This is a genomic window from Agarivorans sp. MS3-6, from assembly GCF_054112545.1.
On sequence record NZ_CM134202.1, the window covers coordinates 2022695 to 2039684 of the forward strand.

The following is a 16990-nucleotide window of genomic DNA, read 5'->3' on the forward strand; positions in this document are numbered from 1 at the left end:
TGCATAGCAGCAGATATCTCATACTCAATGTTACGCGGCCAATCGGTCGTGATTAACCGGAGTATGCAGCATGAACCCTAGCCAACAACATCGTTATAATGCTTTATATAAACAACACCTTACCAATTTAACCTTACAAGGGAAACGCCCAGCTACCATTGATGCGTATTCGCGTGCGGTACGTCGTATTTCTGCCCACTTTGACCGCTGCCCTGATACCTTAAGCACCGCTGATTTAAAGGCCTATTTTGCTCAACTGATTAGCAGCCATTCTTGGAGCACCGTGAAGTTAGACCGTAATGGCTTGCAGTTCTTTTATCGCTACACCCTCGATAAACAATGGCAGTGGTTAAACATTGTAAAACCCCCTCAAGTGAAACGCCTACCCGATATCTTAAGCCCTGCGCAAGTAGGCTTAGTGATTAGCATGACTCAACAACCCCGCTATCAAGTCTTCTTCTTGGTGTTGTATTCCATGGGGCTGCGCTTGAGCGAGGGCTTACAGTTAACCATTTATGATATTGACAGTCAGGCCATGCACGTCCATGTGCGTGATGCTAAAGGCGGTAAAGACCGCTTAGTGCCCATGCCGCATCGCACCCTTCAGGTTTTGCGTCACCATTGGCAAAGCCATCGCCATGCGAGTTTGTTATTTCCGCGCCAAGGTAAACAGGTGGATGTGCCTATGGATAAAGGCGGTGTACAAAAAGCCTTGAAGCGGGTATTGCGCGATTGCGGTATTCATAAACCCATTAGTCCTCACTCGCTGCGCCATTGTTATGCCACCCATCTGCTTGAGCAAGGCTTGGATTTACGCTCCTTGCAACACTTGCTGGGGCACGCCAGTTTAAACACCACCGCGCGCTATACCCAGTTGACCCAAGTGAAACAATTAGATACGGCAAGGGCGGTGAATACACTCACCGACTCTCTCACCTTAATGTGGCCGTAGCCATGAGCACCTTTATTGATTTACTTCACCAACATGGGGCCAAGCTTGCCCCGCTTTTAGGGGCGGATGCTAAACGGGCAATGTATGCCATGCTGCGCTGTAAAACTGAGCAACAAGGTCAGAGCCATTGGCAGTGTGAGCATTGCCCCCATCATGACCAATTGACGCTTTCTTGCGGCCACAGGCATTGCCCGCAGTGCCAACATCATTGCACCACTGGCTGGTTAACTCGCCAACAACATAAGCTGCTACCCACTACTTACTTTATGGTGACCTTTACCCTGCCTTATGAGCTAAGGGCTTTAGCCCGCGTGCAGCCTAAAGCCTTATACCAAATCATGTTCAAGGTGGCATCAAGCCTGTTAAAGGACTTTGCCAAACGCCAGAACAAGGGCGAATTAGGCTTTACCGCGGTACTGCATACCCATAGCCGCCAGCGTAATCTGCATCCTCATTTACATGTATTGGTGGCCGGCGGGCGCTATCACGTTGCTAAGCAGCAGTGGCATCACACCAACAAGCAGTACTTGTTTAACGCCTTTGCACTGGCCAAGGTATGGCGAGGGAGAATGCTGGATGCGATTAACCACCACAAGGCGCTGCCTCTGCCCAAGGCGATACCCGCTAAGTGGGTGGTAGATTGTCGCAACGTAGGTTTTGGACTGCCCGCGCTACAGTACTTATCTCGCTACTTGTATCGCGGGGTCTTGCCCGATAACGCCATCATCAGTACCCATAACGGCCAAGTGAGTTTTAGGTATCAAGATAGCCAAAGCCACACCACCAAAATCCGCACCCTGCCTACCTTGCAATTCTTAAAGCTTATCTTGCAGCATGTATTACCCAAGGGCTTACAGCGGGTGAGAGATTATGGTTTCTTACGGGGCAACGCCAAACAGGTATTGCGGCGTATTCAGTTACTACTGCGAGTGCCTCAACGCGTTAACCTCGCCGTGCTCCAAACCGACAACAACAGCGCGACCCGGCCATGCCCTTGCTGCCAACACCCCATGCATTGCACAGGCATTAGCCGAACGAGCTAGCCGAAAGGCGAACAGTATAAGGATAATGGCAGGGCTTAACACGAGGATGAAAACACAAAAAAACAACAACTTAGCACTACGCCAAACGGGTAAGGGCTTAACGCCATTCACCCCGTCTTAGCCAAACTCGCCTTGCGAAAACTAACAAGGCCTTGGCCCCGCCAACATCAACACCGTTATTTACTATAGAAGGGAGCATCGGGCTTGTTCAACACCCGAATAAGGTGTCGGCTGCGCGACACCTATTCTTATTCGTTATATTTTATGCTTTTGCACTATTTAATTTCTATTCTCACACAACTAGGAGGTAATGACTCAGGAGCGAGTCCTTCTCCATTTGTACAATCCCAGATGATTTTTCTTTGATCATTTTCTGCAGGGGTAAAGATAAGCTGTCCTTTATTGGTATTAACCGTCAGGGCCATATTATTATTATCGAGTGTCATCAAAGAACCGTCTGGCAATTCAGTTTGAATGTTTAATGCTTCTAATGATTCAGGAACTACTTGATTATTTTCATAGTAGAGTCCAAGAGCATCACGCGCAGCTTGTGACTCACTAATACTTACTGTCAATACTGCTTTGTTAGTATATTGTTGGTACGCAGGTAGCGCCACAGCGGCTAAAACACCGATAATATATACTAAGATTAAAACACCAAAGCCACCTCCCAATCGGCCAGCAAAGGGTACGAATACAGCTAAACAATATGAAAAGAAGCTACGTTTAGGCATCGTAGCTTCAACGTCCATTACTCTGGCAGCACGTTTAGTCAACCAAGGGTAACCAGCAGTCAATTCATGAAATGACATCCAAAAGCTAGACGAGTGATTAGCTTGCTTTACATATGAAATAATATCAATATTTTTCCAGCGTTCAACACCAGCAGCAAGGGCAGCAAGAGCACGAGCAGCGCCTTCAGGAGATTTGCAACAAGCTAATCCGTGTCTATCACATGTTGTTTCCCGCGCACGAGAGTAGGCTGCCCCCAATAGAGGTAACCAGAGAACAGGCCACCGTAGCAAACCGCCACTTAAATGCTTCTTACGCAGATGTCCAAGTTCATGACCGATATAAAAGCTAACTCCATCTTCATGTTTATCCATCGCATCAACTACATCAGTCATTAAAACTACATATTCTGAACCGAGGAATTTTGTTGCAAAAGCATTTAGGCCTCCATTTCCGTTTAATATATAAGCCTGTGGTCGTGATTTTATTTCTAGCTGTTCACAACAACTAACGAACTGTGCATATAAATCAGGGAATTGTTGCTCAGATAACTCAACACCATTACCTTTGATATGTGCAATTAGTGAAGATTGAGCGAATAAATATAGTATGAACCCAAGTGCTAATAAAATCAGAGCTATTCCAAAAGAGCCTATAATTAAAGCTAACCAAGCTATAAGACCTAGTACTAAGGTTATGGTTCCAAGTGTGCGCTCTCGTGGATATGTAAGGTGTTTCAATTTCAACTTCCTTTTGAGTGATTTAATGAGGAAACAAATGCTTACCCGTTTTAAAAATATAACGCCGCAATAAGCGGACTAAAAAAATGGGTTATAATGTGTAGCGAAGCGAAACGTAACCCACTGTTTTAGTTCCGTTTAATTGCCTTGTTATGTGCTGGAGCTAACAGCTAGCTTCAGCCCTAAAGCAACAAATACAGTACCAACAACTTTATCCAATAGTATACTTACCCGTTTACTACTTCTAATTTTGTTAGTCAGTTTGGATGCAAGTAATACATATGTAACTTCAACAATAACTGCGACTGCAACAACCAACAAACCCAAATAAAGTAACTGCATAGGAACAGCTCCATGCCCATCTCGAATAAATTGAGGTAAGAATGCCATAAAAAATATAGCAACTTTGGGATTCAGTATGTCGACCAGTACACCTTCCTTATACGCTTTCCAAGCGGACTCTTTCGGTTCACCATTTGATGTGATATTTAAACTAGTACCTGCCGAACGAAACGATTGATACGCGAGATATAATAAGTAGCCAACACCGATGTATTTAACGATTGTAAAAGCAATCGCAGATGAGACTAAAATTGCAGACAAACCTAGCGATGCAGATGCCACATGAAAAAGAGCACCAGTACAAACTCCAAGTGCAGACGCTATACCAACTTTTTTTCCGTTAGCAATTGTCTTAGTCAATATATATAAGAGATCAGGGCCAGGTGCAATATTCAGCGCCAAAGCAGTAGAGAGGAATAAAATCCAAAAATTCAAATCAGACACGAAAACTCCTTGTTTCGATAAATATAAAAAGGCACATAACAGCTTGTTAATAGGAAAAATTCCTTGTTTAAACAAGGGATTTTTCCTATTAACATACATTTGATAAAACCCAGATTATCACCTTTCCTAAGCTGTATCAGCCACCTAGCTCGAAAAATAACAAAAACATCAGCACAAAAGAATGCAAGCCTTTGTGGAAAGAAGGAATCACAATTTATATGTGTATAAGCACAGCGCTTTATCCACAACAGTAGAAAAATTATGGGTACATAAGACTCTGGGCAGTCCATTGAGAACCTTGAAAGGTTCGCTTAGCTACCACATAGCGTTTATGATCTAAGCGACTTGCAGGCATAATGAGTTAACACGCTGCCTCATTGAACAAAATAATCGCGACTCTACGCAAGTTGGTAGAAAAATAGGCGTTCAAATTTTGCCGCTATCTTATGTTACCGCTAGGCTTAAGCCATCTTTTCCTTAATGGATATTTTCTCAATGAGCATTAAAAAAAATCAAGTTATCGCCCTTTCATCGGTCATTTTACTGGCTACAGGGTGCTCACCAGCACCGGGTATAGCGTCCAGTGGAACTATCAGCGATTACCGTGGTTCAGCAAGTATTACGCAAGGTGCTGCTCACACCTTGGAATCGAATATATTTGAGTGTGAAAACGGCCGTAGCCGAGTTGCAGGTATCGGTGAGATTACCGATTCAGAAGGGACAGTTTGGACGGTTCCAGCTAAAAACCATTTTACTACAGCACCAAAAGCTATCGACTTATACGAAGAATGCGCAAGCATCACCCCGCAAAGCCTTGCTAACGTAGACGAAGCCTCTGTACCCGTCGCGGTGGTCGATACTGACGGTGAAGAAATCACAGGCTATATCTTTGCTGACAACTACTTTGAGTTATACATCAATGGCACGCTTGTAGCGGTAGATACCGTACCGTTCACCCCCTTTAACTCTAGCATTGTGAAATTTAAAGTTAAAAAGCCTTATACGATTGCAGTAAAAGTCATTGATTGGGAAGAACACTTAGGTTTGGGTACTGAAGATAACCGTGGAAAGGCCTATCACCCTGGTGACGGTGGCTTTATTGCAAGCTTTAGTGATGGAACGGTGACAGGTTCAGATTGGCAAGCTCAAACATTCTATACTGCGCCTATTTACGATCTAACCTGTCTGACAGAAGTTGAAAACAAACGTCTGTCAGAGACTTGTACTACAGAGGGTACAGATCACGGTGAGCATGCTTACGCTGCCCATTGGGCAACGCCAAGCAATTGGATGGCTAAAGAATTTGATTCAAGCTCTTGGCCTCAAGCAACCTTATATTCAGAAGATGAAATAGGTGTAAATAACAAAAAGGCCTACATGAATTTCATTGAAAAATTCAGCGGTGCAGGGGCCAGTTTTATTTGGTCAACTAATGTCGTACTGGATAATGAAGTGTTACTGAGATACGAAGTAAAATAAATCTTTGATAGCGCCTCTTTCTACATTGAAGCAGACAATGATGCGTGTAACGTCCATTCGGTTGCAGTGGCTCATGCACGGTAACAACCGTACTGAACACTCAGGCTACGCGTTAGCGAGTAAGCCCTTTTTCAACAAGGCCGCTAGTTGATTTTTTTCTTCTGCGTCGAACATATTTAACATTATATCCATGTTTACAATATGGGCATCGAGGGCTTCGTCGAGTTCTGTTGTGCCTTGCTCGGTGAGCTTTACCTTGCAGCTTCGGCGATCTTGCTGGCTGGCAATCCGCTCTATTAAGCCACGCTGAACCAGTTTCTCAATCCAAGTGCTCACTGCGCCCGATGACAACATTAAGGTTTTGTAGAGTTCGGTAGGGGTAAGAGGCACTTGGCTACGGCGCAGTGTTGCTAATATATCAAACTCGATACTGCTTAAATTGTGTTGCTCAAACACCCCGTCTAACTGCTTTTGCCACATAGCATTTACTTGCCGTAAACGCCCAATAATGCCCATTGCAGAGCAGTCCATATCGGGCTTTACCTTGCCCCACTGCTGCAAAATGTTGTCTACCGGATCCTTCATCGATAATGCCTAATTAACTATCTTTTTGAAAAGATACTTGAATAAAAGTGAAAATTCTATTACTTTTCACAAAGTGTCTTTTTGAAAAGATACATTATTGAAAGATAACTAAGCATGGCAAACCGTTATGACACTACGTGAAACCCTCAGCACAGTGGCACTTACCGCTATTGCACCCATTGTGTGGGGCAGTACTTATTTGGTCACCACAGAATTATTGCCGGCGAATAGCCCGCTAACCGCAGCCATGCTACGCGCACTGCCTGCTGGCATAGTGCTCGTGCTATTAACCCGAACACTGCCGCGTGGGCATTGGTGGCCTCGCCTATTGGTACTTGGTTTTCTAAATATTGGTTTCTTTTTTTACTGCTTGTTTTTTGCCGCCACACATCTACCCGGGGGGATGGCTGCGCTTGTCATGTCGATTCAACCGCTGCTGGTCATGGCCCTTAGCTACTTTTTGCTAAACAGTGCGTTAAGCATAAAACAGATGGTGGCAGGCTTGATGGGCATAGCTGGTATCGCTTTGTTGGTAGTAAACAATCAAGCTGAATTGAGTACCCAAGGTATTTTAATGGGCATGTTAGGGGCCGTCACCATGGCTTATGGCCTAGTAATGACCAAGCGCTGGGGCCGACCAAAAGGAATGACCTTGCTGGGTTTTACCGGTTGGCAACTGCTATTGGGCGGCTTAATGCTGCTACCTGTGGCTTGGTCAATTGAGGGCTTACCTAGCCAACTAAGCCTTAAAAGCCTTGCTGGGTATAGCTACCTGAGTATCATGGGCTCGGTGCTCGCCTATTCGTTATGGTTTCGTGGTATTGAAAAGCTGCCGACAATTACAGTGTCATTTTTAGGCCTGTTAAGCAGTGTGTCGGCTGTGGTGCTTGGCTATATAGTGTTAGGACAATCACTCACCTGGCTGCAGCTGTGTGGCGCATTAAGCATTTTTGTTTCTATTTTGCTCGCAGCATCAAAAGCCAACAGCACACCGCCAACCGGCATCTTGAAAACTCAAGCAAACGCTGCATAAGTTTCTTCATCTAGGCTGGCGCTCAAAGTATTGTTCAACCAGCTTCAAATGAATAAAACACTAGGCATGTAAGTTCTGATACTAAAGTAACCGTGACTCCAGAGGGTGGGTTCCCCAGCGAACCTACTCATCTATAGTTAACTGCAGGGCGGTTTACCTTTTCACAGCCAGTGCATTGCCTAATCAAGTACGAAGAATCTGCTAAGGTGGCTCTGCCCCAGAGCGGCCCCATTTATTCATTTATTTTGACAAAAAGTATAGAAAGTCTCTTTCTTACCGATTATCTTCAACTCAACAAAGTAATTTTTTCTCAAAGCAGAACAAGCCTTCCACCAAAAGTAATATAATAAACGGGCGTCTCCTCTTTTTGTTTTCTTCAAGTAAATATTTATCAGTAAAGATAACTTTTAAGCCCCATGCCAGTAAGTGAGGCTTATGCTTACTGGCACTCCCTCCCAATAACAGCCAATTAGCCAATTTAAGGCTCCGCCAAGCTTTTAGCCCTTGCTATTTACGAGTGTTTTAAACGCCCAAGTTTTAGTATTGCCTCAAAAAACTTGAGGCTTGCTCGAACAATAGCCAAAAACGAGAATCTCATCACGGCTAAAGTACTATCATTATAAAATAATACAATAACTAGCATGCTACATTTATTGGAAGGGATTGTATGAACGTAACTAAATCTATCGCTCTAGGTACCAGCTTACTTACCAGCTGTCTGGTTTTTTCTGCTCACGCTTATGTTCAAGATCCTCAGCTTACTGAATACCGAGCAAATAAAGGAAAAAGCTCAGTATGGCTATCTCATGAAGACTCTAAAGAAGGTTATGGGGATGTGGGTAGCTCTAAAGACAGTGCATTTGACGCCGAAGGCTCATCGCGCTTTCGCTTTAAGCGCGATGTGGCCTATCATGACTTCAATTCGACTCCAGGCTTAAGCCAAATTGTTAGTGGACTACCCAAGAATACTGACATGACCTACTCACTCTATTACTGTGATAAAAAAGGGAATAACTCGCCAACTAAATTGCACTTTGGTGTAAGAACAGTGGCTGATAGTGCTCCCTTGACCGGTGATGTCATTGCCGATAGCAAAGCGCATGTCAGTGAGTTAGCTATGGCTCCTCAAGGTAACAAGAAGTGTTTCCGCCAAGTGAGTGTAGACTTCAACACCGGAGCCAATACTAGCGTTGAAATATTCAGCTTACTGGAAGTCGATACCTCGGCCGAGCTCAGCCTAGATAAAGAGCTTGAAGTCAGGGTTGATGAGTTCTCGATTACCAAGAAGTAAACTGCTAAACACTAGGTAGCATTTAGTATTAACGCTACCTAGTACTGCCCCAATACTTTCGTAAGCTAAACCATCCTCACACCATCTTGCTGATGACTTTGTGCTCATCGCAATTCAGCTACAGCTATTTGCCAGTTGCCATGTAATAATTGCTGCTTGAACCATCCACTCTAGCTGAGCTTGTAACCCCAAGCCGATAGGCCATAAGTGAAAAAAATAGCCATATTCGCCGATGTGCAAAACATCTATTACACCTGCCGTGAAGCTTATGCCAAACAGTTTAACTATCGTCGTCTTTGGCAACAGTTGCAGCACCAAGGAGACATCGTTGCCGCCTATGCTTATGCTATTGATCGCGGCGATAATCAGCAGCTTAAATTTCAAAGCGCCCTAAAACACATTGGTTTTGAGGTGAAACTTAAGCCTTTTATTCAACGCAGTGACGGCTCAGCGAAAGGTGATTGGGATGTGGGGATAACCATTGATGTACTAGAAGCTGCGCGCGAAGTAGATATAGTGGTGCTACTCTCCGGCGACGGTGACTTTGCGATTCTGCTTGATAAGATCACCCAAGACTACTCCGTTGAAGCCTTGGTTTACGGCGTACCGAGTTTAACCGCGCATGCTTTAGTTAATGCTGCTAGTAACTTTCAAGCTATTGAGCAAGACTTATTGCTGTAAATGGTCGCTCTCTATATTACTGTTTAACCACATTAAACTAAGCTAAGCACCGTTAATCTGTAAAAAGCTGTCATTTTTTACCCAATTTGTAATCAATTTCAGCTATCATCGCGCCCCACTGTAAATTCTACAGCGATATACACTTTATCTTTAACCCTCGAAGAGGACGCCATTTTGAGCCAAACCGATTTTTCTACTTTAACGCTACATGCGGATTTATTAAGTAATCTAGAGACCCTAGGTTATAGCTCAATGACGCCTATTCAAGCGCAAAGCCTGCCAGAAATTCTAGCTGGTAAAGACGTTATTGCGCAGGGTAAAACTGGTTCAGGTAAAACTGCAGCCTTTGGTTTAGGTTTATTAAATGCTTTAGACGTTAAACGCTTCCGTATTCAAAGCTTAGTATTATGCCCAACTCGCGAGTTAGCCGACCAGGTGGCTAAAGAAATCCGTAAACTGGCTCGTGGCATTCACAACATTAAAGTACTAACGCTTTGTGGTGGCATGCCATTTGGCCCACAAATTGGCTCACTGGAGCATGGTGCGCACATTGTGGTCGGCACTCCTGGGCGCGTAGAAGAACACTTAAGCAAAGGCACTTTAAAGCTCGATAATATTAAAAACCTGATTCTAGATGAAGCCGACCGCATGCTAGAAATGGGCTTTCAAAGCGCCATTGATGCGATCATTGATTTGGCTCCAAGCGATCGTCAAACCTTATTGTTTAGCGCCACCTTCCCTGAACAAATTGAAAGCATTTCTAAACATATCATGCGAGATCCGGTGCGAGTTGAAGTCGCCAGCACCCATGATAACTCTTCGATATCTCAGCACTTTTTTAAAGTAGACGACAATGAACAGCGGATGCTAGCTTTGCGCTTACTGCTATTAGAACATCGCCCTACCTCTAGTGTAGTGTTTTGTAATACCAAGCGAGAAGCCCAAGAAGTGGCCGACGAATTGCTCCAGTTTGGCTTTAGTGCATTAGCGCTACACGGTGATTTAGAGCAACGCGATCGTGACCAAACCCTGCTGCAATTTGCCAATAATAGCGCCTCGGTGTTAGTGGCCACCGACGTAGCTGCACGAGGTTTAGATATTGATTCGCTAGATGCAGTGATTAACTATCATATTGCGCGTGATGTTGAAATCCATGTGCACCGCATTGGCCGTACTGGTCGTGCCGGTAGTAAAGGCATAGCCTGTTCGTTATTTAGCGATAAGGAACACTTCAAAATTGCCTTGTTAGAAGATTATTTAGAGCGCCCTATCGAAGATGAAGACCTACCATCAATGGCCTTGCTAAATAAAACACCTAACCAACCATTAATGGCTACCTTGCAGATTGATGGCGGCAAAAAGCAAAAAGTAAGAGCTGGCGATATTTTAGGGGCTTTAACCGGTGAAAATGGTATTGCCGGCTCTCAGGTAGGTAAAATCAACCTATTCGATAACCGCGCTTATGTCGCGGTAGAGCGTGAAGTACTTAAGCGTGCACGTAAAAAACTAGAACACGGTAAAATGAAAGGCCGCTCGTTCCGCGTGAGGCACTTAACGCTATAAGTGCAGAACAACGTTAAACGCCAGCTCGCAGCTGGCGTTTTAATAGGTATTGTAATTAAGCACCAAACTGCCACCTTTAAGCACACTGCCATAATTAAACAGTAAACCAATACTAACATTGTCTAACCAACCCGCTCCGTAATGCCCCGTGCCCATTAACAAATCAACACCAAATTCGTAATAATGCGGTGTTTGAAAGGCTTCATTGGTATTCCCCGTAAGATCGACACGAGACGCCGACAGCTCTCCAGAAAATGCGATGTCCCAGATTCGTCCAATGGGATGAGAGTAATACAGGGTATTGCGCCACGAACTGGCTTGTATATCTACTTGGTGGCTAGCAATGTCAGAGCCATAAGATTGGCCATAAATATATGAATAACGAGAGCGATATTTAAGCTTATGATTGGTCCAACGTTTCTGATATTGCAAAGCTAAACTGGGTTGTAACATCCACGCATTTAGCGAAAAATTAGTGAGAACGCCATCGAAAACAGGCTGAAATATTTGGCTAACAGAATTATTGTAAGTGTAGCGCTGCTCTAACCTGCGAATACTGCCACCTAATTCACCACTAAAGCGCCAGTTAGCAAAGCTATCCCAATGAATTCCACCGGCTAAATACCCTGAGTACAGTTTCAACTTTTCTTGATCGCGAGTCGGATCTAGCTCCTCAAACAGTGTGATGTCATGGAAACGCTGGGTATACCCCAAACGTCCGGTCGTGTAAGTTTCCCAACCTTGACCACGCCAAGGTAAGCGCAAGGTTAGCGGTAGGGTGAGCGTTTTGAGCTCGTTTTTTAATCGGTTGGCATCATCCCCCCCTAGGTTATCGTCGTCTATTGGAATAAAACCTGAGGGGTCAAAATTCACAAAGCCAATGGTCACTGTTTCGCGATCATGAATCACCGCGTCAGCGGCAAAAGTTCCCGCTATATTACGTTCAAGAATCGGCAAAATTTCATTTTCTAAATGACCGTCTTTTAAGGCTGCCCGAGAACTAGCGGCTACTCCACAGGCCAAGCATATAAGCCATAAGCTGTTTAGCCATTTCGCCTTATTCATCCTTGAATAACCTTTCAATATACACCTCATCTACGCGGTAAAGGCTGAGACCTTGCTCGCTTTTATTTATCTCGTTCTCGCGATAGCGCTCATTTAGCTTAGCCTACTGGTTTTTGATTTAACAAACTAAGGATGTTGTTTAAGCAATCAACTACCATTTTTTTGCTTCAAGCAATGCTTGTTGAAACAGCGGCCAATTCACCAAGTGTTGCTGATAGCGCCCTGCATTACCATCAAGAGTTACACCATATTGCAGCAAGCGTAACGCCATCAGCGAATAAAAGGCATCAACCGCGCCTGCATGTCCAAACGCGAAACTCGGACCAAATGGTTGCCAAATACAGGTTAAGCGCGCTATTTCAGACTGGAGTGGAATAGTTGAAGCGGTATCTGGCGTCTGTAAAAGTTGAAAAGGTAATTGGCTGCGAATCAGTGAAAAACCCGAATGCAACTCTGCTAAATAACTTCGGGCGATAGCACGTTTACTGGCGCTGGCTGGATAAAGACCGCCATTACACAGCTCATTGGCAAACTCTGTTATCGCCAAAGAGTCATGAACGCTCACCTCTTTAGTGTGTAACACCGGCACTAACATCGTCGCAGATTCAGCTCGTAGCTGCTGCTGATAACCTGCATCACCCAAAGCAATCGTAGTAATATCAAAATCTAACTTGGCCAACTGCAGGCACAAATAGGCGCGAATCGACCAGGTAGACTCACGCCCTACCACGAGATTTAATTTTGGCTGCATTCTATTCTACGCCCGCGGTGACTTTTAATGCACGCTGGCGACTATAGATGGTAAGCATAATGCCCCCTAACACCAAACTGGCAGATAACACAAAAGTAAGCCCCAAGGGCTCGCTAGCAAATAACCAACCACCAACGGCGGCAATAATCGGCACTAATAGCTGCAATACTGCGGCTTGGCTCGCCGAAAGACCCGATAATGCGACATACCAAATCCAATAACCTAAACCCGAAGCCAACGCGCCCGACATAACCGCAAGTAAAATACCTTGCAGACTTAGGCTTGACTGGCTGGCTAGCCACGGCAACAACAGCACTAAAAAGGCTAAACTACGCCAAAAATTAAAACAAGTATCGCGGCTGGGGCTGGTCGACCTGCGCCCATTTAAGGTGTAAACACCCCAAGCACAGCCCGCCAGCAACATTAAGATAAAACCGACAATAGATATTGAGCGTTGCTCGGACGGGGCCAATAACAGCACCAAACCACTAAAGGCTAAGGCTATACCTAAACCCTCACCCAACTTTAAGCGAGCCCCCTTAAAAATAGAAATGCCCACCATGGTGAGTTGCACCGCAGCAAACAAAATCAAAGCACCAATGCCGGTATCCAAATACACATAAGCGAAAGAAAAACAGCTGGCATAAATAAACAGCATTAAACCTGACAACCAACTGCCTTTAGCCTTGCTAGCATTGTTATCTTGCTTAAGGGTAATCAGTAAAGCGAGCGTGAATGCGCCAGCAATTAAGCGAATACTGGTGAAGCTTGCCGCGTCAATTTGTTGCTCACCCAACGCTAAACGGCACAATACCGAGTTGCCCGCAAACGCAATTAAAGCGATAGAGGTACTCAACCAAGTCAGTAAAGGTGCAGGTTTATTCAATGTCTGACCACACAGCAAACTCATTACCGCTAGGTTCACAAAAATGAAAGCGCCGCCCCCCCGGAAAACTAAAAATAGTTTTAGTGATTTGCCCGCCAGCAGCCTCTACCTTAGCCAAGGTTTGCTCAAGTTGCTGGCTATAAAACACCAGCAGCGCTGCGCCGTTTTCGCTCGACGATTTAAGAGCCGCTTGATAAAACCCTCCATCTAAGCCTTGCCCCGAGAACGCAGTGTATTGCTCACCAAAGTCGACGAACTGCCAGCCAAAAGCCTGAGTAAAAAACTGTTTAGTCGCCGTTAAATCGGCACTGGGAAATTCCACATAATTAAGCTTTTCGTGTTGGTTCATCTTTATTTCCTTATCCGCTTATCGCTTAAGCCTGCCTATACAAACAGGGTTCCTTGCATGTAGGTGGTTGCATGTCCTGCGACAGTGACACTCTGCTTGTTTAAGGTACAGTGCAAAACACCTCCCCGAGCAGAAGCTTGGTAAGCCAGCAATGTTGTTTTATTTAAGCGCTTTGCCCAAAAAGGCGTAAGACCGGCATAAGCAGAACCCGTCACCGGATCTTCATAACCACCATTAGCCGGCCAAAAATAACGCGAAACAAAATCATATTGCTTACCTTTGGCGGTGACCACAACATCATAAGGAGCCAGCGTTTTGATCAATGCTTCGTCTATTTCAACCGCCTCAACGTCGGCTTGCTGATCATAGACCGCAAAATACGCTTGCTGATTTCGTAATATTTCTAGTGGTTTAATCGATAAGCCGTCTAACAACGCGCTAGGTATTGGCTGCAGGCTTGGTTCATGTATCGGGAAGTCCATTTCAATCAACCCCCCCTCTGCGCGACGAGCCAATAAATCCCCCACTTGCGAGGTTGAGAACTGCAGCTTGTGCAATGTTGGCTGCTGGCTAAACAAAAGATGTGCAGCCGCTAGCGTGGCGTGACCACAAAAATCGACCTCACAGATAGGGGAAAACCAGCGAATAGAATAGTGAGCCGAGCCCAAAGGGATCAGGAATGCTGTTTCTGAAAGATTATTTTCTATAGCGATGTTCTGCATCAAACTGTCATCTAACCAGCTGTCTAAAATGATCACCGCAGCAGGATTACCTTTGAATAAACCCTGACTAAAGCTATCTATTTGATAAATATTTAAAGTCATTACATTCCTTGTTATTAGACTAATTGCCAATAGCCCAAGTACTTAGCAATATGCGTCTGTCAACTTTACACAACGCACTCATCTGAACAGTTGGAGAAAGATCACACATACACCTTTACATTACCCCAATATACGTTACACTTCTCTCGCTGGTAAAGGTTACAGCGGATATTTATGCCCCATCAAGCGCGTTGATTTTTCGAAATTTATACCTGTTTGTTCGTAAGTAATTTCTGCATCTTTCGGCACCCTATAATTTACCCGTTTTTGGTGTGAATTTTATTTATTATATTTTGGAGATTACTCATGGCTACAGGTCGCGTAAAATGGTTTGACGAGCAAAAAGGTTTTGGTTTCATCGAGCGTCCAGACGGTAAAGATGTATTCGTACATTTCCGTGCTATCAAAAGCGATGGTTACAAAACTTTGGCTGAAGGCCAAGAAGTACAGTTTGAAGTAGAAGAAGGTCCTAAGGGTCCTCAAGCTGCTAACGTAACTGTTGCTTAATTTGCTTTTAAGGCATTAGTATCCATTTAGTCTTAGACTAATTAGACACTAGCTTTAAGCTAAAAAAACGGTCCTTGTGACCGTTTTTTGTTTTCTGGCGTTTAGTCAATTTAATTGGCTTTACAGTTAAAAGCCTGCTGAGCTGCAGCCGCTACATGAATCGCCGTAGTATCGTAAAGTGGTACTTGAGTATGTTGCTGCTGAACCAATAAGGCTATTTCAGTACAACCCAAAATAATTGCTTGTGCCCCACGAGCCTGTAAATGCTCAATCTCAGCCAAATAACTCTGTCTCGACGCTGATGAGATGATCCCCTGACACAATTCTTGATAAATAATCTGATGTACTTGTTCCATAGCAGCACTTTCAGGCACTAATACCTCAATGCCTTGCTCAGCAATGCTTCCTTTATAAAAATCTTGCTCCATTGTGAAACGTGTCCCTAACAAGCCTACCCGCTGAACGCCATCTTTAAGTAAACTTGCGGCCGTTGCATCGGCAATATGCAATAACGGAATATTAATCGCCTGCGCTACTTGCGGGGCCACTTTATGCATAGTGTTAGTAGCAATCAGTAAAAAATCAGCACCCGATGCTTCAACAGACAAAGCGGCTTCTATCATCTTGTCGGCAAGTGCGAGCCAATCCCCTTGATGTTGTAGTGATTCAATTTCTGCAAAATCTACGCTAACAAGGTTGATCTTGGCTGAATGCAGCCCGCCTTTTATTCGCTTTGCGGCCACATTGAGTTGTTGATAGTAACTTAGGGTCGACTCCCAACTCATGCCACCAATAATACCAATAGTAAGCATGACAGCTCCTTATTTCTGGTTTACCACTTAGTGGGTTGCTCGATTTCATATAAATCGTCGGCGACATTATCCATCCGCTTTTGGATCACTACCTGAGCATCTTGTAGACCTTGGTTATAATAAAACGCGCCCAGTTCTTCAGAGAAGAAATCTAACAGAAACTCGGCATCAAACTGACCCACTTCAATATCCAGCTGTTGTTCGCAATAAGCTTGAAGCTTGTCGACTAAGGCGGTTTTTTGCTCACGAGAGAACGCTATTTTAGACATGTTTAACTTTCCTCTGCGACTCGTTGCTCTAAGGCTTCAATTTGTTGCTCAGTTTTTATTTGTCGCTGCCAATAACCCACATTTACCCAACGACCAAACTTACGTCCAATCCGCTCGAACTCTGCCACTTTGTGAAAACCTAAACGCTCATGTAACGCAATGCTTGCTGGGTTAGGCAAAGCAATCCCACCAATCAAGGTGGCAATTGGGTAGTCTTCAAGTAAGTCTATTAACTGGCTATATAGTGCCTTTCCCACCCCTTTACCTGCGGCATCCTTGGCTAAATAAATGGAGCATTCGGCAGCAAATCGATAGGCGCTCCTCGGCTTCCATTGCCCTGCATAGGCATAGCCGAGTATTTTTTCATCGCGCTCAAAAACCAACCATACATAATGTTGTTGTAGCTGGGATATTCGCGCTGCAATTTGCGCTACATCCAGTTCCACTTCCTCGAACGTCGCACTAGAGTGCCGAATATAGTGATTATAGATATCACAAATTTGCTGACTATCCGCCTGCTCGGCATCTCTGATCATGGCTGCTTCCCTTACTGCTATGCAACAAACACTTAGGTTCAATTTATCGGCAATTATTGGTTTTCACAATAATTAGTTCAAGCATCTTTGCATAGGGAGTATTTTT

19 protein-coding genes are annotated in these 16990 nt (G+C 44.4%); 8 read left to right on the plus strand and 11 right to left on the minus strand.

The features are described from left to right. Positions 1-70 precede the first annotated feature (70 nt). Both ACVFI8_RS09165 and ACVFI8_RS09170 read left to right on the plus strand, forming a co-directional pair. Positions 71-952: a site-specific integrase gene (locus ACVFI8_RS09165; RefSeq protein ID WP_457873651.1), complete on the plus strand. Its 882-nt coding sequence runs from the start codon at positions 71-73 to the stop codon at positions 950-952. A 2-nt stretch (positions 953-954) separates the two neighbouring features. Continuing rightward, complete coding sequence (locus tag ACVFI8_RS09170; RefSeq protein WP_457873652.1) at positions 955-1995, plus strand: IS91 family transposase; 1041 nt, start codon at positions 955-957, stop codon at positions 1993-1995. 275 nt (positions 1996-2270) lie between these two features. Here the strand turns inward: ACVFI8_RS09170 and ACVFI8_RS09175 are convergent, their stop codons facing one another. Beyond that, positions 2271-3467: a M48 family metalloprotease gene (locus tag ACVFI8_RS09175; protein WP_457873653.1), complete on the minus strand. Its 1197-nt coding sequence runs from the start codon at positions 3465-3467 to the stop codon at positions 2271-2273. Between the two features lie 150 nt (positions 3468-3617). Next, complete coding sequence (locus tag ACVFI8_RS09180; RefSeq protein WP_457873654.1) at positions 3618-4253, minus strand: LysE family translocator; 636 nt, start codon at positions 4251-4253, stop codon at positions 3618-3620. 495 nt (positions 4254-4748) lie between these two features. On the opposite strand from ACVFI8_RS09180, the gene ACVFI8_RS09185 reads away from it, so the two are divergent. Beyond that, positions 4749-5732, plus strand: a complete 984-nt coding sequence (locus ACVFI8_RS09185; RefSeq protein ID WP_457873655.1) for a hypothetical protein — start codon at positions 4749-4751, stop codon at positions 5730-5732. A 105-nt stretch (positions 5733-5837) separates the two neighbouring features. Here ACVFI8_RS09185 and ACVFI8_RS09190 read toward each other — a convergent pair whose 3' ends face one another. Continuing rightward, the gene (locus ACVFI8_RS09190; RefSeq protein WP_248713770.1) at positions 5838-6317 is read right to left on the minus strand and encodes a MarR family winged helix-turn-helix transcriptional regulator; all 480 of its coding nucleotides are present in this window, start codon (positions 6315-6317) and stop codon (positions 5838-5840) included. A 127-nt stretch (positions 6318-6444) separates the two neighbouring features. On the opposite strand from ACVFI8_RS09190, the gene ACVFI8_RS09195 reads away from it, so the two are divergent. The 4 genes from ACVFI8_RS09195 to dbpA all read left to right on the plus strand — a co-directional run bounded on the left by ACVFI8_RS09195 (position 6445) and on the right by dbpA (position 10885). After that, positions 6445-7350, plus strand: coding sequence for an EamA family transporter (locus tag ACVFI8_RS09195; RefSeq protein ID WP_248713769.1), 906 nt, complete (start codon positions 6445-6447; stop codon positions 7348-7350). A gap of 667 nt (positions 7351-8017) precedes the next feature. Beyond that, entirely contained in the window at positions 8018-8641 is a 624-nt protein-coding gene (locus tag ACVFI8_RS09200) for a hypothetical protein (protein WP_457873656.1), read from the plus strand. Positions 8642-8848: 207 nt separating this feature from the next. After that, positions 8849-9322 carry an NYN domain-containing protein gene (locus ACVFI8_RS09205; protein ID WP_248713767.1) on the plus strand — a complete coding sequence of 158 codons (474 nt, stop codon included), beginning with the start codon at positions 8849-8851 and terminating at the stop codon, positions 9320-9322. Positions 9323-9496: 174 nt separating this feature from the next. Then, positions 9497-10885, plus strand: coding sequence for an ATP-dependent RNA helicase DbpA (dbpA, locus tag ACVFI8_RS09210; protein ID WP_248713766.1), 1389 nt, complete (start codon positions 9497-9499; stop codon positions 10883-10885). Positions 10886-10924: 39 nt separating this feature from the next. On the opposite strand, the gene ACVFI8_RS09215 is transcribed toward dbpA, so the two are convergent. The 5 genes from ACVFI8_RS09215 to ACVFI8_RS09235 form a co-directional block, all read right to left on the minus strand. After that, a complete protein-coding gene (locus tag ACVFI8_RS09215) occupies positions 10925-11950 on the minus strand; it encodes a Solitary outer membrane autotransporter beta-barrel domain (RefSeq protein ID WP_457873657.1) in 1026 nt (341 codons plus the stop codon). A gap of 151 nt (positions 11951-12101) precedes the next feature. After that, positions 12102-12701, minus strand: a complete 600-nt coding sequence (locus ACVFI8_RS09220) for a hypothetical protein (protein WP_457873658.1) — start codon at positions 12699-12701, stop codon at positions 12102-12104. 1 nt (position 12702) lies between these two features. Continuing rightward, on the minus strand, positions 12703-13587 hold the full coding sequence (locus ACVFI8_RS09225; protein ID WP_457873659.1) for a DMT family transporter: 885 nt from the start codon (positions 13585-13587) through the stop codon (positions 12703-12705). Beyond that, a complete protein-coding gene (locus tag ACVFI8_RS09230; protein WP_248713762.1) occupies positions 13580-13936 on the minus strand; it encodes a VOC family protein in 357 nt (118 codons plus the stop codon). The genes ACVFI8_RS09225 and ACVFI8_RS09230 overlap by 8 nt, the downstream gene beginning before the upstream one ends. Positions 13937-13971: 35 nt before the next feature. Next, positions 13972-14760 (minus strand): PhzF family phenazine biosynthesis protein, encoded by a 789-nt coding sequence (locus tag ACVFI8_RS09235; RefSeq protein WP_248713761.1) that lies wholly within the window; start codon positions 14758-14760, stop codon positions 13972-13974. 306 nt (positions 14761-15066) lie between these two features. Between ACVFI8_RS09235 and ACVFI8_RS09240 the strand changes: the two genes are divergently transcribed. After that, positions 15067-15267 carry a cold-shock protein gene (locus tag ACVFI8_RS09240; RefSeq protein ID WP_137672498.1) on the plus strand — a complete coding sequence of 67 codons (201 nt, stop codon included), beginning with the start codon at positions 15067-15069 and terminating at the stop codon, positions 15265-15267. A gap of 110 nt (positions 15268-15377) precedes the next feature. Here the strand turns inward: ACVFI8_RS09240 and ACVFI8_RS09245 are convergent, their stop codons facing one another. From ACVFI8_RS09245 to ACVFI8_RS09255, 3 genes are read right to left on the minus strand one after another with little or no spacing between them, the layout of a single operon-like run. Further along, complete coding sequence (locus ACVFI8_RS09245) at positions 15378-16079, minus strand: aspartate/glutamate racemase family protein (RefSeq protein ID WP_248713760.1); 702 nt, start codon at positions 16077-16079, stop codon at positions 15378-15380. 20 nt (positions 16080-16099) lie between these two features. Continuing rightward, on the minus strand, positions 16100-16348 hold the full coding sequence (locus ACVFI8_RS09250) for a DUF2164 domain-containing protein (protein ID WP_248713759.1): 249 nt from the start codon (positions 16346-16348) through the stop codon (positions 16100-16102). 2 nt (positions 16349-16350) lie between these two features. After that, positions 16351-16884 (minus strand): GNAT family N-acetyltransferase, encoded by a 534-nt coding sequence (locus ACVFI8_RS09255; protein ID WP_248713758.1) that lies wholly within the window; start codon positions 16882-16884, stop codon positions 16351-16353. Positions 16885-16990 lie beyond the last annotated feature (106 nt).